Raw genomic sequence first — 22,598 nt, 5'->3', positions numbered from 1 at the left:
ATGCTCCACCTCCTACCTGAAATAATCAAGCTTCTTCTCGAGCCGTCCCAGCAGCACTGTGAGAATACCGTTGAAAATAAGATAATACACTGCCGTGAAGAACAGCGGCCAGATCACTCCGGCGATTCCCTGGGATCCCTTGAGGAACGACTGTCCCGCCCAGATAATCTCCTGGAGGGCAATAATCCTCGCAAGGGAAGTATCCTTGACCAGAGTGATAATCTCATTGGACATCGGAGGTACAATGCGCTTGATCATCTGAAGAAGCGTGATCTTAAAGAAAATCTGGCTTCTCGTCATGCCGAGCACAAGACCTGCCTCTTCCTGTCCTTTCGGAACTCCCTGGATTCCTCCTCTGTAGATCTCCGAGAAATAGCAGGCATAGTTAAATATGAAGGCGACTGACGCCGCCATGAATCTGCCGCTTTCGCTGCCGCCCCAGAAATTAACCCCCAGGACAATACCCGGGAAGTAAAAAATAATCAGAAGCTGGATCATCAGAGGGGTTCCTCTGATGATCCAGACAACAATCTTCGCCAGAATACTTAACGGTTTAAACCGGGACATCGAGCCGAAGGAGATCAAAAGTCCCAGCGGAATAGCCCCGAGAAGCGTCACAAAGAACAGCTTCAGCGTCTGCAGAAAACCGATATTCAGCGCTCTGAAGACAACAGGAAATTGTTCAATTATCAAATCCATGTCACAACCCCGTCTCTTTTGTTTCTTGTCCGCCGCGCTGATGCGCGGCCGCTTTGATTTACTCCTGAATCAGCGCAGCCTGCACGCCGTATTTCTCCGCGCACTCCTGCAGGCTTCCGTCCGCATAGCTGTCCGCGAAGAACTGATTCAGCTCTGCACAGAGATCAGAACCCTTTCTGAATCCGACTCCGTACTCCTCACTGTTTAAACTGATCGTATATGTCAGATCCGAGTAGCTTGTGCCCTCTCCGATCATCGCTGCCGCCATAAGCAGGTCGATCACCGCCGCGTCGGATGTACCTGCCGCGACCTCCATAAGAGCGTCCGCCTGAGCTGTCACCGGTGTGTAATTCAGCCCGAGCGCGCTGACCTCGTCCTCTCCCGCGCTTCCGGCCTCAACCGCAAAGCTTAAGTCGGAAAGGCTCTCCTCATCCTGATACTGATCCGCCACATCAGCGGGAACGACAACTACCTGCGCGTTCTGCAGATATGCGTCCGTACACTCCATGGCGCTTGTCACATCCTCTGTCAGTGTCATTCCGTTCCATACGCAGTCGATCGTCTTTCCGTCAAGCTCAAGAATCTTGTTGTCCCAGTCGATCTCGACAAACTCGACCTCAACGCCGAGACTTTCCCCGAAAGCTCTTGCCATGTCAGCGTCAAATCCGATCCACTCTCCGTTTTCGTCCTGGTAATCCATGGGCTCAAAGTTTGTGATTCCCACCACAAGCGTCCCCTTGTCCTTTACATACTGCATATCGCTCTCTGTCTCGCCGGACTCGTCCGTTCCCGTATCAGATGTCTCAGAACCTGACTGCGTATCTGTTCCAGAATCCGAAGAACCGCATCCCGCAAGCATGGAAACCGCCATTGCCGCACAGAGCAATACACTGACTGCTTTTCTTTTCATAATTCATCCCTCCACTGCCGGGAATCCCGGCTTTGCTTTTTTTCTCTACCAATGAGTCACTGCACTACAGTAAAGTTACCGTTGTATTCTACCACACAGGCACACCCCTGTCAACCAGAAAGAGCGCACACGGCCCCGCCGTTAAAAGCGCTCCCCTTCCGCCGCTAGGAATGGCTTCTTCTGTGCTGGCGTTTCCACTTTTCCAGCATTTCAGGCCCTGCGTCCGCGGGCATGGCTGCACGGACCTCTTCAATCTCCCGCCGCATCTGGGCATTGATCTCCATATATTCCTCCTGCTTTGTGATCAGGATATGATACTCTTCCAGAGACATGTACTTATAGGAAGCGTAGAGATAGGGCTTGATCAGAGCCTTGTCCTGGCAGATCTGATACGCCCTGTCATACATTCTGGCAGATTCCTGGTAAAGAAACAGGCGTCCGTAGGCAGCCCCCAGCCCGGCATAGATCTTCCCGTAGAATTTATCGTCAACAGACTCGTCCTTCTCCTGATTCAGGATCGCCTGGTAGACGATAATCGCCTCCTCCACCTCGCCGCTTTCAAGAAGGTTGTCGCCTTTGAACTTCTGGCGCTCGATATCTTTCTGGTTTTTCAGATGCTCCAGCACGTTCTGGATACGGATCATCTCAGGGTCTCTGTAGATCTTCGACGCCTTTAGTATCGTCAGGACAAACTTCTCCACAGATCCCTTAAGCCTTAACACGTCCTTAAGCTCCGCGGCGAGCCTGTCCATCCCGAGTTCCTCGTCAAGCCACTCGCAGAGCTGTCCGTTCATGATCGTGTAGTCGATCAGATAGAGATTGTTGCACAGATAGTAGCACAGTTCTTCAATCGTGAATATCCGGCAGTGAATCCTCGTGATCTCATAAGGGTGCGCCGCATGTCTGTCATGACAAAGAATTAAATTTCCCATCATTGCCTCCTAAATGTATGATCTTCTCCGCGTGAAAATCCGTAGCCGGGAAGAAATCGCCGAATCCGGCGTCCCTCACCGTGATCCTGCACGTCTTCTCATCAAGGAACAGCGTCTCGATCTGAAGCCGCATGGAATACTCCGCCCTCCGCGGGAACCGCTCAAGAGAGATCTTCTCCGTCCTTACATTGCCCTGAATGAGAGATTCGATGTGAAACTCAATGTCCTCTACATTCTCCATGAGGACTTCCCACTGATTGTTCGACTCGTACCAGTGCGCTCCCCAGGAGACAATGGGATACCACATCTCCTGTCCGTCCACTCTCATGTTCACCGTAATCTGATCCGTCAGCTTGTCCTCCGAGAGATAGACCGGATTTTCAATATGCATAAAGAGCTTTCTGTAGGCCGTGTAGCAGGCTCCCTTGCTGTACAGGTTGTTTCCGATAAACGCCCTCCGCCCGTTGCAGAGCACGCGGAGCGCCTTCGGATACCAGTTGTTCTCAAACCCTTCCCCGGTCAGGAATACCGAGGATACGATCCGCTTGTCAAACACGCTCTCAATAAACTTGCAGAACATGGCGTCCGCCTCCTTGGCCTTATCCTCGTTGAGAACCGGGTAGACCATGGCCAGCTCCTTCATATGAGCGCTCGCCACTTCGTCCACTGTCACGAAGGTCGTCTTTCCTCCGCCGAGCCCCGGTTTCAGCCGCCGGAGCATGTATGCGCGGATCTCGTTTCTGTCGCAGGAGAAGAGCGCCGCGTCATACTGCCAGAGTTCCTTGGACTGATAGAAAAGATAGTTGCAGAAACTCTCCTTGTAGTCCTGAATGAAGATATGCCTTTTGTCGATATTCATACGCACCGCGATGCCCCTTAGCATCTGGGCCAGTTCCTCCGTAAGCGATGGGACTGTAAAGACAATCCCTTCGATCTCCGGGAACGACTGCAGCGACATCTGTATAAACTGGGACAAAAGCCACACCGCGTCGTATGTCTCCTCACCGAATTCAATCTTGTCCCCTGCAAGACTCTTGCTTAAGAGCCGCGTGACAGTGAATCCCTCTTTGATCGAGACGAGGCGCTTGGCCTCCTTCCCGTATGCCCATGTATCTCTCAGCTTTCCGATGATCAGGGGAATCTGATAGTTATCCGTATCCACCTCCAGCGTATCCGGCTCCATCTCCTGATCATTGTAAAAACTGATCTGACATGTCTTTTCATTTATCTCATAACCAATGATACTGCCCTGTCCCATGGAAAGACATCCTCCTTACTCTTGTGTAAACATATGGGCTGCCACCGCGTCTTCCAGCGCGTACGCCTGCATTTTTTTCTTTCTCTCATTCTCATTTTTCTCTGTCAGGATATCGTTGAGCCTTCCGTATCTGCCCTGTTCTCCCGGGACCGTCTCCCGCATGCACGTCTCTTTGTCGCTGCGGTAGGAATTGCCGTCGATTGTCTCCTTAAAATAGTATTTCAGCTGTTCGTTGGCAAACAGAACAAATTTCTTCACATACAGGTTCTCATACATTGGTGTCAGCACCTCTGTCGAATAGTCCGCCTGCTCTCTGCCGCCCTTCTGAAGCTGGTAGTAAAGCATGACCCTGCTGCCCTTCTGCCCCTTGTACTCGATCAGAGTCTTGTCCCAGAGCTGAAGCTCGATCAGCCAGTCTTTCTCATACGAGAGGAAAAACGGAAAATAGATCTGCTTTCCGCACAGTTCCTGAAGGAACTTCTTCAGCGTCTTCCTCATCTGCGAATTGTATTCCCTTGCGGAATAGTATTTCAGCACCGCGATCTTGCACACGTCGATCGTCTCCTCGCCCTTTTCGTACTCACGGCAGATAATGTCGATGACGCTGCGGCTGATCTTCCGGTCCTCCACCACATATTCTCTGGACACATACGCCAGATACGCCTGCTGAAGCCGGAAGTAGGCTCCTTCCGCATAATACTGCTCAAAGATCTGTGCCTCCTGGAACAGTTCTTCGGAAAACAGCATCTGCGTCAGAATACGCTCGGCCAGCTTGTGGGTGTGCACCTCATAATCCCGCGCCTCTCTCCAGAGCGTCTTCATATCCGGAGTCGCGCCGCAGTAATAGTTCGCCAGATAGGTAAGAATCACCTTGTCATACTGCTGCTTTTTGAACAGGTCAAAGCAGACATAGGTGAGGAAGTCGTCATTCTCGTAATTGTTCTCACGGATCGTCCGGCTGCACAGTCCGAGGATCTCATCCTCGGGATAGTTCTCAAGCCCGTTCTCCTGAACGATCTCCAGCGTCAGTTCCTGTGACTGCTCCTCCTCATGGCTGCGGCGGAGTCCGTTAATATATTTTCTGCACATATCCATGTACCGAAGTTCGTAGAAAAGCCGTTTGCTCTCATAAGGAATGGAATCCGTATAATGTCTTCCGTCTCTGGATTCCCATACAAGCCGGTCTGTCTTGGAATAGAGGAATACCCTCGCGCTTCCGTCCATGTACGGCGCTTTCTGCGTGATCGTCCCGTCCTCCGCAATCACATGGATGTATTTCATATTCGGAACCTTCGTCGTGATCCAGTACGCATGGCACACGTCGTAGAGCGCCTTGATGCGTTCCGGATTCATCGAAGACTCCACCACAAATCTCTTATAGATAATGCGGAGCTGGTCATCAATGTTTCTCCGGTCAAGCTGATTCCACGCGAAAGCCTCCATCTCGTCTCTGTAATGGGCGTAAATCTCGCTTGACTCATCCTCATAGGTGATCAGGTTGGAGTAGAGGAAAGCGCACTTGTGATAATCCAGCGAATTTCCGTGCATGAAATACAGATACACGGATCTTGGCAGAGGTTTGTGGAACTGATCCGGAATCACGGACGCCATATAATACTCATAGAGCTGAGCGATCTTAAGCTCCGCCTCCACTGCTTTTTCATACCACTTAAAGTAACACGTATCCACGCAGTTTCCCTTGATAAGAAGGGTACAGATCGCGGTCAGGATCATGGATTCATTGTACATTTTATACGCGAGCACAAGCACATCGTACAGATGGCGGTCGAAAACCTTCATCTGGCTTGCAAGGTTGGCCGTATAAAGCGCCAGTTCTCTTGTCATCAGCTTGTATTTCACTGCAAAAAGGAGTACTCTCACCTCAAACATCCCGAGCTTTTTAAGCGAGGAACTCTTGTCCCTGAAGCACTTAAACGCCTGCAGGTAAAACCAGATGCTGTGTGACTTATCTTCATAAAACTGCTTTTCCAGGGCCCGAAGCCTCTCGCTGTAGATCTTGTACTCCGCGTCAACGTCCACCAGCATACAGAGAATCTTCCAGCTGTCCGGGTGCTTCATAAAGGATTTTGACAGCTCTTCCGCCACTTTCCGCTGACCGATCGTATCGTTTGAGAGAAATGTGGTCAGATACAGATAGTAGGAGCTGAGTTCCACATCTTTCCCGATGGCGAACCGGTTGTAATTGTATGATTCCAGCAGCTGCTTGGCCTCTTCCGTCTTCCCGCCGATCAGGCAGATCTGGGCATGGGCAAGGAGATAGTACTCATTGCGCTCATCCATATTTCTTAAATGGCTGATTCTCCGGAGCGCCTCACCGACCCAGTCGGAGAGCTGCATCTGTCCGGCCTCATATTTCAGATAATTTTTCACAATCCCGGCAAATTCACGGTCATTCGCCCTTCTCTCCTCATCCCTTACGACGTCCTTTTCCACAACGACCTCGTAAGTCAGCGTCTCATAAGGGGATTCCAGTATAATCCTGCCGAAGTTGCTTCCTTTGTGGAGCGCTTCTGTGTTAAGAAAATACTCAAGCCTGTAGGAATTTCCGATAAACTCCTCCGTTGTAATCCGGGTGTGCTCTACCGTGAGGAAATCCCCTTCCGTCTTCACGTCGATCTCCAGATATCCCCATGTATTTTTCTTGATTGTGAACGTCTCCTTGCGCGCTTCCGTAAGGGACATAAACGCCCTGCTCTCCTCCTCGAGAGTCAGGAATATCTTCTCCTTCTGCTTGCAGCCTACAAGGAACTCCTCCAGCGCCTGCTGGTCGAGCTCCCATCTGCGCATATTATCATAAAGCGCCCGGATACGCCTGTCCTCATATTTAAGGATCTCATAAAAATCACGGGATCTGAAAAGCTTCACCGCCTCCGCCGCGTCGCGGAAGGAAAGCTTCTTAAAGTCTTCCAGACTCTGGATCTTTCCGTAGCTGGTCATCACATAGGGTTTCTCGATAATGGCGGTAAAAGCGATATCGTACTCCCCTCCGTTGCAGACGATCGTAAACTTCCCGTGCTCCACATGTCCGGGGCGCAGTCCGGTTCCGTCGTATGTATAATAGATATTCACCGGATTGCAGTCAAACCCCTGCTCATCACAGTGGACACGATAAGAAGAGGGATAGACAAGACCTCTTATAGTCCCTTCCCCCTGGTTCTGAAGCGAGAAGCTTCCTCTGTATTTTTCTCCTTCCCCCACGCGCATGACAATCCTCGTCTCGGGGAAAATGATCTCCGGCTGGGGGATATGGAAATCCCCTTTCGCGAAACGTTTGATCTTGTTTTTCAAATGGTTCACCTACTCACAATTCTTTTGTAACAGTTCAGGGCAAAAATTCGCTACTTTGAATTATAGCTCATTGCCCTGTAACATGCAACGGTAGGATTAAAAGATTTTTCGCGGATTGTATACTTGTATACTTTTCTCTTGCCTGTATCTTTCTCTGCCTTATCTTGCGCCCGTGCCTGACGGATCCCTGCTATCCTTCACCATCTGCACGTAATCAAGCACCTCATATCCGAGCCGTTCATAGAGCGACGCCGCTTTTCTGTTGTCCGCCTCCACTTCCAGGCGCAGGCGCGTCACATCACTTCCCTTATTCTCATCCAGATACCGGAAAAACTCCTTTCCAAGCCCGCGGGAGCGGTACGCTTCCCTTATATAGATCTCCTCGATCCAGATCACGAATCCTCCCGCTTCCTGAGAGAACGTCTTTGCCGTGAGCGCGTATCCCGCCGGTTTTCCTTCATACTCCAGCAGATAAATGCCGGCATAGTCGCCTGAGCGGAGCGCCTCGTCCGCAGTCCGGACAAAATATTCATCCGGAACCGGATGGAGCACCGCGTCTGAATGATAAAATTCATGGGCCATCTCAATGTAAAGCTCTCTGTCTGCGTCTGTCAGTTTTCGTATCATCGTTCTGTCTCCTGTGTCTTTTTTCTGTTATTCTTCCGGAAACGCCGGAAAAGGGCAGCGCCGGTCTAAAGCCGGTACTGCCCTCAGTGTACCATATGCCTTATGCACGAACAAGCCCTGTCTCTCACTCCCCTGTCCCAGGGCTCAGCCCACCCGGCAGCTTAAGCCCGCACCGTTCGTAAACCGCACTTTGCGCTTATTATGGCTGCTGCCGGACAGCTGAGCCGGTATCATCTCACAATCCGGTAATACTCTCTCGACGTGACCGCGTATATGATCACGTAAAATACCGCAAACACTGCCGACACCGCCGCCGTGCACAAAAGGAACAGGCGGTCATTGCTCATATACATCATGGAAAGCAGCATAGACATCACACGGAAGGCAAAGGCCACATGGAGCACCGCAGCCGCCAGAGGGAGAAAGAACACGGTCAGAATCTGTGTCCGGATCGCGCCCCTTACTTCTCTTTGGTCCATTCCCACTTTCTGCATGATCTGATAGCTTTCTCTGTCATCATACCCTTCCGAGATCTGCTTGTAATATATGATCATCACCGTAGAAATGAGAAACAGCATCCCGATGAACACTCCCAGGAACAGAACGCCGCCGTTCTGCACATAGACATCCAGCCTGTTTTCCGCCTTGGACTGTATCTCGCCGGAGACTCCCGCGGTGCTCATCTGTTCTCTCAGCGCATGAATCATCTGTTCACAACGTCCGCTTTCCCCGTTTAAGTCAAACCAGAACGTCCATCCCGCATGGTTCTCCCCTTCGTCCAGCAGGCCGTAGTTTCCCGCCAGTTCATCCACGGACTCAAGATCCGGAAGAATCAGATAGATTGTGCCGATCATTCCCGACATCGTATCTCCCGTCTCGAAACCGATCTCACGGATCCGCTCCTTTACGCTCCACGTCCTATCTCCGAGAAGAAGTTCCTCCGTATCCGCAGAGAAATCTTTGTCCCCGGCGCAGAGAAGAAGTTCTCCGTCCGAGAGAGATACGTCCGTTCCGTTCAGGCGGTTATAGTCTGCAAGGGGAAGGAGCACCATCCCTCTGAACTGTTCCGAAAAGTGCTCCGCTCCAAGCGCAGTCTGGGCGTTTCCGAAGATCACTCCGTCCCCGTTTATCACACAGGGCAGGGTAAACGACCGGTAATATATCACATCCTCTACGGAGACGCCGTTCTCTGCCGCCGCATCCGCGATCACCTGCTCTGCCGTTTCCCGGCTCTCCTCAGACGAATCCGCCATGCTCACGCACACATCCGCCGGGAACTGCTTGTTTATGGTATCTTCAATCCCCGCATAGAGAGACACACAGATGGACAGAACGACGATCACGGCCGTACTCATGATACAGATGCTGGCAAGTCCCGCCGCATTCTGTTTCATCCGGTAAAGAAGTCCCGAGACCGCAGTAAAATGTCCGGTCTTATAATAGAAGTTTTTGTTTTTCTTAAGCGCCTTCAAAAAGACAATGCTTCCCGAGAGGAAGAGCATATAGGTGCCGGCGATGACAAGGAGCACCGCAAGGAAGAAGATGTTGACCGCGCTTAAAGGGGATTCGGCCGTCTGCGCCAGATAATATCCGCCTGAAAGCGCCGCCGCGCCGAGAACAGCAATTATCACTTTGCCCTTCGGCTCCTTCTCTCCCGCCTTTGCCGCGCTGATCAGCCGGGACGGACTGCTCCTCCACACAGAAACCAGATTATACGCGAGGCTTAAGGCAAACACTGCCGCAAACAGCCTGACCGTGGAAACTAAGGCTTCCGGTTCAATTGTAAAATCAAGAGGCACCGGAAAATGTACAACCTTTAAAAAAATCAAAAACACAAGCTTTCCGAACGCAAGCCCCAGGATCAGCCCTGCGCCGATACTGACAGCGGCCGTAATCAGGCTCTCCCACAGCATCATATGGCCGAGGTTGCCCCGGCTCATGCCGAGTACCTGATAAAGCCCCAGCTCTTTCCTCCTCTGTTTGATAAGGAAACTGTTCGTATAGAAGAGGAAGATAACGACGAACCCCGCTGCGACGCCGGACACCCACTGCATCACTGTACGGATAAAATCTCCTCCCCGCATCTGGTCAAGCCCGGAATTTCTCCCGATGGCTCCCATTGCGTAGAACATCATCACCATAATCACGCAGGCAAAAATATACGGCAGATAGATCCGGAAATTCTTTTTCAGATTGGACACGGCCAGTCTCGGATAAAACAGCTTACTCATGCCGCTCACCTCCCGAAACGAGCACCGTCAGCGCATCTGATATTTTCTGGTACATCTGCTCATCTGTCTGCTCTCCCCGGTAGATCTGATGGTACACTGCCCCGTCCCGGATAAAGAGCACCCTTCCCGCGCTGCTCGCCGCCTTCACGCTGTGCGTCACCATAAGGATCGTCTGTCCCTCCCGGTTAATCCGGCCGAACAGCCGCATCAGCTCATCCGCTGCTTTGGAATCCAGCGCCCCGGTCGGTTCATCGGCAAGAATAATCTGCGGCTTTGTGATCAGCGCCCGGGCCACAGCCGCCCTCTGCTTCTGGCCTCCGGATATCTCATAGGGATATTTCCTAAGCAGTCCCTGTATTCCGAGACGCGACGCAAGGGGCTCCAGGGCCGCCTGCATCTCTTTATATTTTCTCCCCGCCAGAACCATCGGAAGAAGGATATTGTCCTCCACGGAAAAAGTATCAAGAAGATTGAACTCCTGAAACACGAATCCAAGCTGTTTTCTGCGGAAAGCCGCTGCTTCCCTGTCCTTTACCGTTGCCAGGTCACGGCCGTTTAAAAGCACCTTTCCGCTGGTCGGCTTATCCAGCGCGGCCAGGATATTTAAAAGTGTCGTCTTGCCCGAGCCGCTCTCCCCCATGATTGCCACGTACTCTCCTCTCTCCACGGAGAAGGTGACGTCGGAAAGAGCCTGCACCTGTGCGCCCCCGAATCTCGTTGTGTAGATTTTTTTTACATTTTTCACATCCAAAAGCGGCATGTTTTTACCTCCTGTGTTCCTGTCATTTTTTTGCGCCGGGGCTTATCTGTTTCCCTGACACCAATCATTATAGAAAAACAGGAGCTTCCCTTCCATAACTCTGGCTTACATCTGAACCTCCAACCTTACACTGTTGTCACTTTCGGGCAGCCGGCGCTACTCATGCCGGAATTCCTTCCGGGACAGATCAAGCCGCACGGTTGTCCCCTCCCCCGGTTTTGAAGAGATGGAGATAGCATGGCCGAGCCGCTCACAGATCATCCTGCACAGGTAAAGCCCGATTCCCGTCGCCTTCTTGTCCTGCCGCCCGTTGTAGCCGGTGAATCCTTTTTCAAACACTCTGGGGAGATCTTCCGGCTGGATGCCGATTCCCGTATCCCCGATCAGCACCACGCCGGGGTTTTCCGCCTCCCCGCGGATGCGGATCATGCCCGAATCCGTATATTTCAGAGCGTTAGAGAGAATCTGTCCGAACACAAACACAAGCCATTTCTCATCCGTGAGGACCTCCGCATTCAGCGGCTCGTACTCGAGTTTCAGCTTTTTCAGAATAAATACTTTCGAGTAATTTCTGACCGCCTGCCGGATCAGGTCATCCAGCGGGTATCTCTTCATCACAAGATCCGATGACATATCCTCCGCTCTTAAATAGGTAAGCACCATATCCACATACTGCCGGGTCCGGAAAAGTTCCATTTTCATCTCTTCCCCGGTACGGCTCCCGCTGAAATCCGAAGACTGAAGGAGCAGGTCCATGGCCGCAAGGGGCGTCTTGATCTGATGTGCCCACAATCCGTAAAACTCCATCATCTCCGTCCTGGCCACACCTGTATCCGTCTTAAGGCGGATATACTCTCTGTACAGATTTTCAACTGCGTCCTGATACATTTTCTCCGTCAGGTCACAAGAAGCCGACATACTTTTCATTTCAAAAGGAAGACCGCCAAATGCCGCTTCAAGCTCCCCGGCCTTCCTCCTGTACAGAAGGAAATCCACTGTCCCCAGAAACAGAAACACAAGAAAGGAAAGAAAGGCGATATAATTCAGCGCGTCCGCCCTCACGCCGTACAGGTAAAGCACAAAATAAAAAATACCGAGAAACAGCAGATAGAACAGAACCGTCTTTCTGTTTTTCCTGATAAATGAACGTATGATCACTCCCATCGCCCGGTCCCCCTTACTGGATAACATATCCGCTGCCCTTTTTCGTCTTTATAAAACCGGTAATTCCGATCTCCTCCAGCCTCTTCCTCAGCCTCGTCACGTTTACGGTCAGTGTGTTGTCGTCGATAAACTCATCGCTCTCCCAGAGACGCTGCATCAGTTCGTCCCGGGATACAATCTTCCCTGCGTTTTCCATCAGCATCTGAAGGATCTTAAAATCATTTTTCGTAAGCTCCATCTTCTTTCCCTCAAAGCTTACACAGGCATCAGAGAGGTTCAGAATCACGCCGTCATGCTCAATCAGGTTCATCTGGCCCTGAAACGCATAAGCCCGCCTGAACATTGCCTGAACTTTCGCTGTAAGCACATTCAAATCAAAGGGTTTCTCGATAAAATCATCCCCGCCCATGTTCATCGCCATGACAATGTTCATATTGTCCGCCGCCGATGAGAGGCACAGGATCGGTACTTTCGAGATCTTCCGGATCTGGGTGCACCAGTGGTAGCCGTTGTAGAAGGGAAGAAGAATATCCATGATCACAAGCTCCGGCTCAAACCGCGCGAACTCTTCCATAATCCCCCTGAAATCTCCGGCGCACTTCACGTCATAGTCCCATTTTTCCAGATGTTCCTTCAGAGTCCGCGCGATCACCGCATCGTCCTCTACAATATATATCCTGTACATGGCACTCTCCTTTTCGCACAAATTTCCAGATCATTATACGTTTGCCTCCGAAAAGTTGTCAATATGGTTCAATATGTATTGACATTGTATATTATATAAAATATAATATATATAAATTAAGATATATATTTTTATCAGATATATCTCTTCTGCCGTCTGCCGCTTCACAGACAGACCTTGCAGACAAACTCTGAAAAACTTTGCAGAAAGACTGAACAGAAAGGACTGAGGCTATGACATTTTCACTGAACGCTCCCATGCTGGATTTTCTCGTTCTGTCCGTCATCGCGGAAGGCGACGCCTACGGCTACCAGATCAGCCAGATCATCAAGCGTGCCGCCCGCACAAAGGACTCCGCCCTCTACCCGATCCTGAAGCGGCTTCAGGAGAACGGTTACGTGGAGACATACGACGAACAGTACCAGGGACGCAACCGCAGATACTACAGGATCACCGATTCCGGACGCATCCGGCAGAAAGAACTTTTAAAGGAATGGGAAGAGTACAAATTCATTATCAACGATATTGTAAAAGGAGGGTTTTCTGATGAAACGAAGTGAATATATGAAGCGGCTGACCCACTGCCTCCGCCGGCTGCCGAAGGAGGATTATTACAGAGCCGTAGAATATTTTGAAGAATATTTTGACGAGGCGGGACCGGAGAACGAAGAACAGGCCATCCGCGATCTGGGTGATCCTGAAGATGCGGCGAAGGCGCTTATCATGGATCTTGCCGTACGCAACGCAAAGGAACCGCCGAAGACCGTGAAACGCGGGTTTTCTGCCGTGTGGATCGGTATCCTTGCCGTGTTCGCGGCGCCTGTGGCCATTCCTCTGGCGCTTGCCGCGGTCATTATCCTCCTGACGCTTCTCGCAGTCGCAGCCTGCATTATCCTCTGTGTCGTGCTGACCGCCGTGTGCGTGTGCGCCATGGGAGTCTTAAGCGTTGTCGGAGGAGCTGCTCTCCTCTTTCAGTCGTTCGCCGACGGACTGTCCAACATCGGAATCGGACTGTTCTTTGCCGGAATCGGCATACTGATCGTATACGGAGCAGCGAAACTGTTTCTCTGGATTGTGAGGAAAATTGCCGCCCAGTTCGGGAAAATGATGAAAGGAGGAAAGAAACAATGAAGCCGGTTACAAAAAAAATTCTTATTTTATCCTCATGCTTTATGGGCGCAGGAGTCATACTGACCGCCGCGGGAATCTTCGCGGGAGGACGCCCCGGATTCATGTTCACGGAGGAGGGATTTGTCTCCGCTTCTTCCGCCGCGTCAGAGACACGGGAAAACTACCGTCTTGAAAAGACAGCGATTGATCCCTTCACCGGGATTGACCTTCGTCTTGACTCCCGGGCGGATATAGAGTTTCTTCCCTCAGAGGACGGACAGTTCTATCTGGAGTATTCCTTAAGCGGATACGCCGGCAGACCGGAATGGAACGTATCCGGAGATACATTTACCTTGAGCCAGGAGGAACAGGTCGTTCAGGGCTTCTACCTCTTCGGTCCTGATTTTTCCATTCCTTCCGCTCCATCAAGCCCCTACATCCGCCTGTACATCCCGGAGAACTGCGTTTTCTCAGAGGTCGGCCTGACAAGCGGCTACGGGGATCTCTCCATGGCCGGCTTCCATGCCGAAACCCTTTCCATTTATCTGGACTTCGGCAGTCTCACTCTGGAGAATATATCTGCCGATACGATCTCCTGCAGCCTTGACTACGGAGACATGGAGATGAACGGGTGCAGCTTCACAGATGCAGATGTCCAGCTCTCCGCCGGAGATCTGGATGCGGCAGATTCCTCCGCGGACACACTGAATCTGGTGAATGAATACGGGGACAGCTCCTTTGAGAACAGCTCCATCCGCGCCGCCGACGTCACCGTGGAATTCGGCGACCTGACTCTGGATGTATCCGGGCTTGAGACACTGACCGGGGAAAACGAGTACGGAGATACCCTGTTCACTCTCCATGAGCCGCTTGATATGTTCTCCTTCCTTCTGAACACAGAGTTCGGAGCCATCCGCCTGCCGGACGATGCTTCCGGACGGCTTACGTCCAATGAATATTCCGATGAGATGTCCTACGAGACAGACTCCGGCAGCCGGAAACAGATAGAATTTACCGCAGCGGACGGGGATATTGAGATCCAGTATGAAAGGCAGTAAATATGAAAGACAGTAAATTCGTGAATTTATAGAAGAGAAGCAGCCGCACCTGTGATATCTGCTCACCGGCGCGGCTGCTTCTCAAAATTCCCTTATTTCCTTTGCCAGAGAAAACGGAATAATATCTCCTGGTTTTGTCTCAGTATACGCTTTTTCTTCATGCATATAATCAATAATATCTTTTGCCCTGTAATTTTTAAATTTCTTAATTACCTTGTCTATGATTTTCTTTTCATCGACAGTTAAAACAGAATAATCCATTCCTTTTGTCGGATAAATATGCAGCATTGAATCATATCTGTCACTCTCTTCCTCGCGAACATCCAGATTTTCCAGATTCATAAGACTATAATGTCCAACAGGAAGCGCTCCCATATCATTATGCCGGTAAACCATACCCGTTACAGCGCATCCGCTCATTTTATAAGAAAAAGCATCCACATACCAGAGCATTTTCATAAGTTTTACTTTAAACAGATTTGACACGTTTTCAGCAATATAGGAGATTACAGCTTCAATCTTATCAGGTACTCTTTCCCATAAGAATCAAGCTTTTCTACAATTCTGCTTCTTATTTCCGTTCGTTTCAGTCCGGAAAATTTATCGGCATTTTTTTTAAGAAATTCTAATGCTATTAACGGATTATCCTTGATAAGGCGAAGCATTGTATCATAAGCCTCATCCTGAATGGATTTACTCTCATATCTTGAAATTGTGGCTTCTCCCCATCCAAGCAATCTTGCAAGATCAACCTGTGACAGACCATAGCTTTCTCTTATTGCAACGATCTCATCAGAAGTAAGCAAGCCGTGTTTTATGCGGTAGGCATTGCGGGCATTCATAAGATTCGCATTTGTCATAGAGCCTGTTTCAAATTCATTTTCATCCGCGTCCGCATTTGCACAAAAATAAAACCTCTCTTCGTAGGTTACTTCCTCTCCCTTCAGCGTAACTGTCACAAAACGTTTTCTTTCTTCTACTTCATGCGTCTTGTCACACAACGGACAATTCATATGAACCTTTCTGATCAAAATACTGGTCTCCATTGTCCTTCCTCCCTTTTCATCTCCAATTATGCATACGGAAATCTCATCTTATTCTTCGCATAGTGGAATGATACACACAAAACGTATCTTTTCTGATCTCCTTTAATTTTCAGCTTTATATATACAAGTTTTCTGTTTATTTCTTTTCCGAATACAAAAAGAAGCGGTGGTTCCAAGTCATCCTTATCAATTTTAGTTTCCGAATATTCTTCGACAGTCAGTTCTTTCAGCCTGTCGGCAACATCCTTTATATCATAGTCTAAATCTAAAAGCGTATATGGTGTCGAATGTTCCAGGTCATCCTTCTTGTTTTTCCGTATTAAAATAAAATCAGTATCTATATTAAAGTCACCCTCTACAACCGGACATACGCCAATCTGGAAAAAGCGCTCGTCCAGATCGAGAACAATCTGCACACTCTTTACACCACCTGATGTTCCAGCCATTTCCCGCTTTTAAACCGCACTGTATTGACGATACACCGGATCGTCCAGTCAGTGAACATACCGATCCATACCGCCATGGGACCCATGCCGAACACTCTCGCGAGCACAATGGCGAGGCTGACCCTGCAGACCCACATGGAGATCACAGACACCGTCATGGTGAACCTCACATCCCCCGCGGCCCGGAATCCGTAAGCCGGGACAAAAGCCATCACCCAGACGAGAGGTTTGACCACCGTAATACATGTCACCATGAAGATACACATTTTCGCGCTCTCCGGCTCCATGCCTCCGAAGTAAACAATGGGGTGAAGGAGCGCGAACATGACAAGACAGGAGCCGATAATCACAAACTCCGCCACAACGCAGATCTTCTTCACATAGTAGACCGCCTCTTCCTTCCGCCCGGCGCCGAGCGTCTCGCCCACCACAGTCATAAGGCCCACGCCGATGCCGATTCCAAGTATTCCGTTCAGATTCTCTATAATATTTGTCATCCCCTGTGCCGCAATGGCCGCGGTCCCCATCAGGGAGACGGTGGACTGGATCGCCAGCTTTCCGAACTGGAACATGCTGTTCTCCACTCCGGATGGGATACCGATCCTTAAGATTCTCCTGACCTCTGTCCAGTCCGGGCGTATGGAGAGATATCCCGTAAGCGGCACGGTAAGCTTCGGGCTTCTCAGCTTATACATAACCGCCAGCATAGAGAAGATCCGCGCCGTCATCGTGGCGCAGGCCGATCCCGCCACACCGAAGTGAAACACCCACACAAAAAGAATATTGAGCACAAGATTCACCACATTTGCCGCCACCGAGATCATCATGGGGAGACTGCTGTTCTCCTGGGATCTCAAAATACACGAACCATCGTCATAAAGCGCGATAAACGGGTAGGACACCGCGGAAAACAGGAAGTAGATCCTGGCGTTTTCCATCACGGCATCCTCCACCTCGCCGAAGATGAGCTTTAAGACCGGCCCGTTGAATACCAGACAGAGGGCGGCAATTACCACAGACAGAATGAACGTAATAAATACAAGCTGCCGGGCCGCCTCCCTTGCGTGCCCTTCCTTCCCGCATCCCAGATAGTGGGAACAGACGACCGTACCTCCTGATGCCAGCGCAAAAAATGCCTGCACAATCAGCACGTTGATGGAATCTACAAGCGTGACCGCAGAGATGGCCGCGGAACCTAAGTTGCTCACGACAAGCGTGTCCACCGTTCCCATAAAGGAGTTCAAGAGCTGATCAATGGCAAGCGGTATAAGAAGCGCCGCCAGCTTTCGGTTGTCAAAAATTCTTTCCCGCATCATTTTTTCCTCATTCCTCTCACTGCCGCGCCGCGTCCCGTCCGGCTGCCGCGATGCGGCGCACACGCAGAGAAACGAAGCGGACACAGCATATCCGCTTCGTTTCTTTTTTACAGCCGGCAAGCCAGAGTCCGGGCCCGCACGGCAATACTCTGAGCTTTACTCAGTCTTGTCCTTTACTGTCTCGCGCTGAACTTTTTCCTCAATCTCTTTTCTGATCTGCGCGATAAACTCATCCAGGCCGCACTGCCCTTCATCCCCGGCGAACCTGCTTCTGACAGACACTTTTCTTTCTTCCTCTTCCTTCGCGCCTACGACCAGCATGTAGGGGATCTTCTTAAGCTGTGCCTCACGGATCTTGTATCCGATCTTCTCGGCGCGGTCATCGATCTGGGCGCGGATTCCCGCTTCTGCCAGAGCGTCCAGCACGCTCTGTCCATACTCCATATGCTTGTCGGAGATGGGGAGAACCTTTACCTGAACCGGCGCCAGCCATGTGGGGAACGCGCCCGCAAAGTGCTCGATCAGGATTCCGATAAAACGCTCGATGGATCCGAACACGACACGGTGAATCATAATCGGTCTGTGTTTCTCTCCATCTGCCCCTGTGTATTCCAGATTAAACCTTAAAGGAAGCTGGAAGTCAAGCTGGATCGTACCGCACTGCCATGTTCTTCCGATGGAATCCTCCAGATGGAAGTCGATCTTCGGGCCGTAGAATGCGCCGTCTCCTTCATTTACCACATAGGGAAGGCCGATGTCGTCAAGCGCAGCGCGAAGGGCATCTGTCGCCATTTCCCAGTCCTCGTCGCTCCCCATGCTGTCCTCGGGACGTGTGGAGAGTTCTACATGGTACTTAAATCCGAAAAGGCTGTACACCTCATCGATCAGCCTCACTACTCCTTTGATCTCATCCTTGATCTGTTCCGGCATCATGAAAATATGCGCGTCATCCTGCGTAAAGCAGCGCACTCTCATCAGGCCGTGGAGCTGTCCGGACTTCTCATGGCGGTGAACCAGTCCCAGTTCTCCCATTCTGATCGGCAGGTCACGGTAAGAACGGGGTTCTGACTCATATACAAGAATGCCTCCCGGGCAGTTCATCGGCTTGATCGCAAAATCTTCCTCGTCGATCACCGTTGTATACATGTTCTCTTTATAGTGATCCCAGTGTCCGGACGTCTCCCAGAGGTGACGGCTTAACATGATCGGCGTATTGATCTCCACATAGCCCGCTTTTCTGTGGATCTCTCTCCAGTAGTCAAGCAGCGTATTCTTCAATACCATTCCGTTCGGCAGGAAGAAGGGGAATCCCGGTCCCTCCTCACGCATCATGAACAGGCCCAGCTCTCTTCCGAGTTTTCTGTGATCGCGCTTTTTCGCCTCCTCGATCATGGTAAGGTACTCTTCTAATTCCGCCTTCTTCGGAAACGCGGTTCCGTAAATTCTCTGGAGCATTTTATTGTGCTCGTCGCCTCTCCAGTAAGCTCCTGCAAGGCTTGTCAGCTTAAACGCCTTCACCGGCTTTGTCGTCATCAGATGGGGGCCTGCGCACAGGTCGGTAAATTCACCCTGAGAATAGAAACTGATCGTCTCGCCCTCCGGCAGATCCTCGATCAGCTCCACCTTGTACGGCTCATCCTTCTCTTTAAAATACGCGACAGCCTCGTCTCTCGGCATGGTGTACTGCTTAATCTCAAGGTTTTCCTTTACGATCTTCTTCATCTCTGCCTCGATCTTCTCCAGATCCTCGGCTGTAAGAGGAGTTTCTCTGTCCACGTCATAGTAGAATCCGTCGGCGATGGAAGGGCCGATGGCAAGCTTTGTATCCGGGAACAGGCGCTTGATCGCCTGGGCCATAATGTGGGACGCAGTGTGGCGGAACGCCCCTTTTCCCTTCTCGTCATTAAATGTCAGGATATTGAGGCTGCAGTCGTTCTCAATGACTGTTCTCAAATCAACGATCTCCCCGTTCACCTCGCCGGCTGTGGCAACTCTTGCAAGGCCCTCGCTTAAGTCCTGCGCTATACCGATAACGCTCATCGGCTGCGCGTACTCTTTTACAGAGCCGTCTTTTAATGTGATCTTCATCCTTTTTCTTCCTTTCTCTTCTCTTTTTTCTTTTCGATCCTGTTTCCGTTTTTTATCCGTCCTTTTGCGAAGAAACGGCGCAGTCGCCGGAAATGCCCGACGGCACATTCCGGGATTGTAAGCGGTCGACAAAGTCCCGGGCAAGCCCGGACTTATGAGCGTCGCCTGTACAAAAAAAGCACTCCGAACGGAGTGCCTCTTGTTCACTGAACGATATATCCGCACGGAAACACTCCTGCAGGGACGGGATGTGCTCCCGCGGTTCCACCCTGCTTGTTTTCCATGGAAAACCTGCTCAATTCATCCGACGATAACGGAGTCACCGTGCCGTATTAAGGCCGCTTGGAGGTGGTTTTCAGTCAGCCCGTCCATCAGAACCCTCACACCGAACAGATTCCTCTCTGAGATGTCCGGACAGCCTACTGTCCTCGTCAACGCTTTGTCTACATCGGTTATTCTACTCCAGAGTACGCGCCCGTGTCAAGAACGATTTTCCCGCCTGCCCCGCAGAATTTTCCTTTTCGCTTCGCTCCTTTCTCTCTGCCGCATATCCCGCTTCCACTGTACAGACACACGCCGCAAGAGGAATCAGGCAAAGCCACGCCGCCGCGTATCCCATAAAATGAAGACCTGTCCACGCGAAGGCCACGCCGAAATGAAAGCACAGAAGCGTACCGCCGAAAAACTTTCCTTTCTTAAGCTTCTCGTTTCTCTCATCGTGCCTGCCCTTCTCTGTCAGGAAGTATTCCGAGAAAGACAGGACGGTCTGCTTTACATTGTTCGTGGAGAAAATCGTAGAGCACGCGTACCCGTCCGCCCCTTTAAACACACACCACTGAAATGACGTGACGAAAAAGACCGGATAGAGCGCCAGGATCGGATCCATATTCCCGGGCATAAAAGCGAGCGCGGCAATCGCAAGAAACTCAAAGAGGAACACAAGCCTCTTCAGGTTCCATTCTGTCTTTTCCGACAGCACTGCGAAAAGCACCATAGCACCCGCGTACAGTACAAGCGCTCCGCCCCTCAGGGCGATCTCTTTTGCGTCTCTTCCCAGCAGATCTCCCACAAGCTCGATCAGGTTCGCGGTCATGGCGGAACCGAAAACCTTCATTCTTCCGAATATCGCATATCCTCCGAAAAAACCTCCGCACACTGCCATGATAAAATGGGCGCGGACATCTGAATTGTTTTCCATTTCAATCTCAACTCTCCTTTGACCGCAATCCATTATAGCACCCTGTCCGGATTTGTAAAGATTTTCAGCAGAGGCTTTTTTACAAATCCGTCCTCTTTTTCAGAACGATATATGCCTCGTAGGGCTTAAGATTTTCCCCGGGAGTTCCCTCACAGTTGTGAATGAGCGTTTCTGCGTCCTTCCATTCTTCCGGCATCGTCCACTTCGCGGGTTCTCCCGAAAAGTTTGCGCATACAAGCATCCGGCTTTCATTATCCGTCCGCGTATAAGCGAAAATCTGCTCATCTTCCGGGAGGAGAAGTTCAAATTTCCCGTCCGCGAACACCTGGTACTCTTTTCTTAAACGGACGAGCTTCCGGTAAAAATGATACACCGAATCCGGATCTTTTCTCTCCGCTTCCGCATTAATCTCCCGGTAGTTCGGATTCACGGCGATCCACGGCGTTCCTTTTGTAAAACCGGCATGTTCCGTGTCATCCCACTGCATGGGCGTGCGGGCATTGTCTCTGCTCTTGGCGTAGATGGAGCGCATGACCTCTTCCTTTCCATATCCGGCTGCTGTGCGCTCCTCGTACAGGTTCAGCGTCTCGATATCCCGGTACTCGCTGATATCCTTAAATTTCACGTTGGTCATGCCAAGCTCTTCCCCCTGGTAAATGTAAGGTGTTCCCTGCATTCCATGGAGCACGGCGGCCAGCATCTTCGCCGACTCCGCCCGGTATTCCCCGTCGTCGCCCCAGCGGGAGACGATCCGGGGCAGGTCATGATTATCCCAGAACAGACTGTTCCACCCGGTTCCATACAGTTCTTCCTGCCATCTGGCAAGACACTTTTTGAGCTTAACAAAGGGAAGGGGGATGAGATCCCATTTTTCCTTTCCCTCCTCCTGATCCAGCATACTGTGCTCGAACTGGAACACCATGGAGAACTCGCTTCCGTCCGGACAGCTGTAGAGCTTCGCAAGCTCCGGCGTGGCGCCCCACGCTTCCCCAACGGTGATCAGATCGCCCTTCTGAAACGTCTCCCGGCTCATCTCCCGCAGAAATTCGTGGAGTCTGGGTCCGTTGTTTGTGATCCCCTTATCCGGCTCTTTTGCAATCTGGTCGATCACATCCAGGCGGAATCCGCCCACGCCCCGTTCCATCCACCAGAGAATCATGTCGTAGATCTCCCGGCGGACCTGTTCATTCTCCCAGTTTAAATCAGGCTGCTTTACAGAAAACTGATGGAAATAATACTGTTTTAACTCAGGCACCCACTCCCATGCCGGGCCTCCGAACGCCGCTTTCATGTCGTTGGGATATATGCCCTCCTCGCCGTCCTTCCACACATAGTAGTCATGGTACGGATTGTCTTTTCCCTTCTTCGCCTCCAAAAACCATCTGTGTTCGTCAGATGTATGGTTTAACACAAGGTCCATGATGATGCGGATTCCCCTCTTTTTCGCCTCCGCGATCAGTTCGTCCATATCGTCAAGCGTGCCGAACATGGGGTCAATGTCCTGATAATCGGAGATGTCATAACCGTTGTCATCCTGTGGGGAGCGGTACATGGGCGAGATCCACACCGCGTCGATGCCCAGATCTTTTAAATAATCCAGACGGCTTATGATTCCGCGGATATCCCCCGTTCCGTCCCCGTCCGTATCCTGAAAACTCTTCGGATAAATCTGATATACAACCGCGTCTTTCCACCAGCGGCGGCTGCCCTCCTCTCTCCCTTTGCGTCCTGTGTCCTGTATTTCTTCCATTGCTGCATGTT

At 51.0% G+C, this 22,598-nt stretch carries 20 protein-coding genes; 3 read left to right on the top strand and 17 right to left on the bottom strand.

Going from position 1 to position 22,598, the window contains the following annotated elements; translation table 11 throughout:
- Positions 1–12: 12 nt before the first annotated feature.
- The 10 genes from LKD70_RS06200 to LKD70_RS06155 all read right to left on the bottom strand — a co-directional run bounded on the left by LKD70_RS06200 (position 13) and on the right by LKD70_RS06155 (position 12,575).
- Positions 13–699, bottom strand: a complete 687-nt coding sequence (locus tag LKD70_RS06200; RefSeq protein WP_227707164.1) for an amino acid ABC transporter permease — start codon at positions 697–699, stop codon at positions 13–15.
- 58 nt (positions 700–757) lie between these two features.
- Positions 758–1,609 (bottom strand): transporter substrate-binding domain-containing protein, encoded by an 852-nt coding sequence (locus LKD70_RS06195; protein WP_227707163.1) that lies wholly within the window; start codon positions 1,607–1,609, stop codon positions 758–760.
- A gap of 164 nt (positions 1,610–1,773) precedes the next feature.
- Positions 1,774–2,541, bottom strand: a complete 768-nt coding sequence (locus LKD70_RS06190; RefSeq protein WP_227707162.1) for a hypothetical protein — start codon at positions 2,539–2,541, stop codon at positions 1,774–1,776.
- Entirely contained in the window at positions 2,516–3,799 is a 1,284-nt protein-coding gene (locus LKD70_RS06185) for a DUF5716 family protein (RefSeq protein ID WP_227707161.1), read from the bottom strand. Before LKD70_RS06185 ends, LKD70_RS06190 begins: the two co-directional genes overlap by 26 nt.
- A 15-nt stretch (positions 3,800–3,814) precedes the next feature.
- The gene (locus tag LKD70_RS06180; RefSeq protein ID WP_227707160.1) at positions 3,815–7,108 is read right to left on the bottom strand and encodes a DUF5717 family protein; all 3,294 of its coding nucleotides are present in this window, start codon (positions 7,106–7,108) and stop codon (positions 3,815–3,817) included.
- Between the two features lie 159 nt (positions 7,109–7,267).
- Complete coding sequence (locus LKD70_RS06175) at positions 7,268–7,735, bottom strand: GNAT family N-acetyltransferase (RefSeq protein ID WP_227707159.1); 468 nt, start codon at positions 7,733–7,735, stop codon at positions 7,268–7,270.
- Between the two features lie 230 nt (positions 7,736–7,965).
- Positions 7,966–9,966 carry an ABC transporter permease gene (locus LKD70_RS06170; protein WP_227707158.1) on the bottom strand — a complete coding sequence of 667 codons (2,001 nt, stop codon included), beginning with the start codon at positions 9,964–9,966 and terminating at the stop codon, positions 7,966–7,968.
- On the bottom strand, positions 9,959–10,726 hold the full coding sequence (locus LKD70_RS06165; protein WP_227707157.1) for an ABC transporter ATP-binding protein: 768 nt from the start codon (positions 10,724–10,726) through the stop codon (positions 9,959–9,961). The genes LKD70_RS06170 and LKD70_RS06165 overlap by 8 nt, the downstream gene beginning before the upstream one ends.
- A 156-nt stretch (positions 10,727–10,882) precedes the next feature.
- Positions 10,883–11,890 carry a sensor histidine kinase gene (locus tag LKD70_RS06160; protein ID WP_227707156.1) on the bottom strand — a complete coding sequence of 336 codons (1,008 nt, stop codon included), beginning with the start codon at positions 11,888–11,890 and terminating at the stop codon, positions 10,883–10,885.
- 13 nt (positions 11,891–11,903) lie between these two features.
- On the bottom strand, positions 11,904–12,575 hold the full coding sequence (locus LKD70_RS06155) for a response regulator transcription factor (RefSeq protein WP_227707155.1): 672 nt from the start codon (positions 12,573–12,575) through the stop codon (positions 11,904–11,906).
- Between the two features lie 233 nt (positions 12,576–12,808).
- Here LKD70_RS06155 and LKD70_RS06150 point away from each other — a divergent pair, with 233 nt between their 5' ends.
- The 3 genes from LKD70_RS06150 to LKD70_RS06140 are packed head-to-tail and all read left to right on the top strand — an operon-like array spanning position 12,809 to position 14,743.
- Positions 12,809–13,135, top strand: a complete 327-nt coding sequence (locus LKD70_RS06150) for a PadR family transcriptional regulator (RefSeq protein WP_227707154.1) — start codon at positions 12,809–12,811, stop codon at positions 13,133–13,135.
- A complete protein-coding gene (locus tag LKD70_RS06145) occupies positions 13,122–13,706 on the top strand; it encodes a DUF1700 domain-containing protein (RefSeq protein WP_227707153.1) in 585 nt (194 codons plus the stop codon). Before LKD70_RS06150 ends, LKD70_RS06145 begins: the two co-directional genes overlap by 14 nt.
- Positions 13,703–14,743, top strand: coding sequence for a DUF4097 family beta strand repeat-containing protein (locus LKD70_RS06140; RefSeq protein ID WP_227707152.1), 1,041 nt, complete (start codon positions 13,703–13,705; stop codon positions 14,741–14,743). Before LKD70_RS06145 ends, LKD70_RS06140 begins: the two co-directional genes overlap by 4 nt.
- An 81-nt stretch (positions 14,744–14,824) precedes the next feature.
- On the opposite strand, the gene LKD70_RS06135 is transcribed toward LKD70_RS06140, so the two are convergent.
- From LKD70_RS06135 to LKD70_RS06105, 7 genes are all read right to left on the bottom strand, one after another.
- Entirely contained in the window at positions 14,825–15,196 is a 372-nt protein-coding gene (locus LKD70_RS06135; protein ID WP_227707216.1) for a SocA family protein, read from the bottom strand.
- A 53-nt stretch (positions 15,197–15,249) separates the two neighbouring features.
- The gene (locus tag LKD70_RS06130; protein WP_227707151.1) at positions 15,250–15,789 is read right to left on the bottom strand and encodes a type II TA system antitoxin MqsA family protein; all 540 of its coding nucleotides are present in this window, start codon (positions 15,787–15,789) and stop codon (positions 15,250–15,252) included.
- A gap of 26 nt (positions 15,790–15,815) precedes the next feature.
- A complete protein-coding gene (locus LKD70_RS06125) occupies positions 15,816–16,235 on the bottom strand; it encodes a hypothetical protein (RefSeq protein WP_227707150.1) in 420 nt (139 codons plus the stop codon).
- Positions 16,211–17,548, bottom strand: coding sequence for an MATE family efflux transporter (locus tag LKD70_RS06120; protein ID WP_407690917.1), 1,338 nt, complete (start codon positions 17,546–17,548; stop codon positions 16,211–16,213). The genes LKD70_RS06125 and LKD70_RS06120 overlap by 25 nt, the downstream gene beginning before the upstream one ends.
- A 159-nt stretch (positions 17,549–17,707) precedes the next feature.
- Entirely contained in the window at positions 17,708–19,639 is a 1,932-nt protein-coding gene (gene thrS / locus LKD70_RS06115; RefSeq protein ID WP_227707148.1) for a threonine--tRNA ligase, read from the bottom strand.
- Between the two features lie 457 nt (positions 19,640–20,096).
- Positions 20,097–20,837 (bottom strand): YoaK family protein, encoded by a 741-nt coding sequence (locus LKD70_RS06110; protein WP_227707147.1) that lies wholly within the window; start codon positions 20,835–20,837, stop codon positions 20,097–20,099.
- Positions 20,838–20,916: 79 nt separating this feature from the next.
- Positions 20,917–22,587 carry a glycoside hydrolase family 13 protein gene (locus LKD70_RS06105; RefSeq protein ID WP_227707215.1) on the bottom strand — a complete coding sequence of 557 codons (1,671 nt, stop codon included), beginning with the start codon at positions 22,585–22,587 and terminating at the stop codon, positions 20,917–20,919.
- Between the last annotated feature and the right edge of the window lie 11 nt (positions 22,588–22,598).

This window comes from Ruminococcus turbiniformis (genome assembly GCF_020687545.1).
GTDB classification, from domain to species: Bacteria; Bacillota; Clostridia; order Lachnospirales; family Lachnospiraceae; genus Mediterraneibacter; species Mediterraneibacter turbiniformis.
This window is presented reverse-complemented; position numbering and strand designations above follow the sequence as displayed.

Coding starts and splice junctions, on each gene's coding strand:
- LKD70_RS06200 (WP_227707164.1), bottom strand. CDS start 699: ATGGATTTGATAATTGAACAATTTCCTGTTGTCTTCAGAGCGCTGAAT.
- LKD70_RS06195 (WP_227707163.1), bottom strand. CDS start 1,609: ATGAAAAGAAAAGCAGTCAGTGTATTGCTCTGTGCGGCAATGGCGGTT.
- LKD70_RS06190 (WP_227707162.1), bottom strand. CDS start 2,541: ATGGGAAATTTAATTCTTTGTCATGACAGACATGCGGCGCACCCTTAT.
- LKD70_RS06185 (WP_227707161.1), bottom strand. CDS start 3,799: ATGGGACAGGGCAGTATCATTGGTTATGAGATAAATGAAAAGACATGT.
- LKD70_RS06175 (WP_227707159.1), bottom strand. CDS start 7,735: ATGATACGAAAACTGACAGACGCAGACAGAGAGCTTTACATTGAGATG.
- LKD70_RS06170 (WP_227707158.1), bottom strand. CDS start 9,966: ATGAGTAAGCTGTTTTATCCGAGACTGGCCGTGTCCAATCTGAAAAAG.
- LKD70_RS06165 (WP_227707157.1), bottom strand. CDS start 10,726: ATGCCGCTTTTGGATGTGAAAAATGTAAAAAAAATCTACACAACGAGA.
- LKD70_RS06160 (WP_227707156.1), bottom strand. CDS start 11,890: ATGGGAGTGATCATACGTTCATTTATCAGGAAAAACAGAAAGACGGTT.
- LKD70_RS06155 (WP_227707155.1), bottom strand. CDS start 12,575: ATGTACAGGATATATATTGTAGAGGACGATGCGGTGATCGCGCGGACT.
- LKD70_RS06150 (WP_227707154.1), top strand. CDS start 12,809: ATGACATTTTCACTGAACGCTCCCATGCTGGATTTTCTCGTTCTGTCC.
- LKD70_RS06145 (WP_227707153.1), top strand. CDS start 13,122: ATGAAACGAAGTGAATATATGAAGCGGCTGACCCACTGCCTCCGCCGG.
- LKD70_RS06140 (WP_227707152.1), top strand. CDS start 13,703: ATGAAGCCGGTTACAAAAAAAATTCTTATTTTATCCTCATGCTTTATG.
- LKD70_RS06135 (WP_227707216.1), bottom strand. CDS start 15,196: ATGCTCTGGTATGTGGATGCTTTTTCTTATAAAATGAGCGGATGCGCT.
- LKD70_RS06130 (WP_227707151.1), bottom strand. CDS start 15,789: ATGGAGACCAGTATTTTGATCAGAAAGGTTCATATGAATTGTCCGTTG.
- LKD70_RS06125 (WP_227707150.1), bottom strand. CDS start 16,235: ATGGCTGGAACATCAGGTGGTGTAAAGAGTGTGCAGATTGTTCTCGAT.
- LKD70_RS06120 (WP_407690917.1), bottom strand. CDS start 17,548: ATGCGGGAAAGAATTTTTGACAACCGAAAGCTGGCGGCGCTTCTTATA.
- thrS (WP_227707148.1), bottom strand. CDS start 19,639: ATGAAGATCACATTAAAAGACGGCTCTGTAAAAGAGTACGCGCAGCCG.
- LKD70_RS06110 (WP_227707147.1), bottom strand. CDS start 20,837: ATGGAAAACAATTCAGATGTCCGCGCCCATTTTATCATGGCAGTGTGC.
- LKD70_RS06105 (WP_227707215.1), bottom strand. CDS start 22,587: ATGGAAGAAATACAGGACACAGGACGCAAAGGGAGAGAGGAGGGCAGC.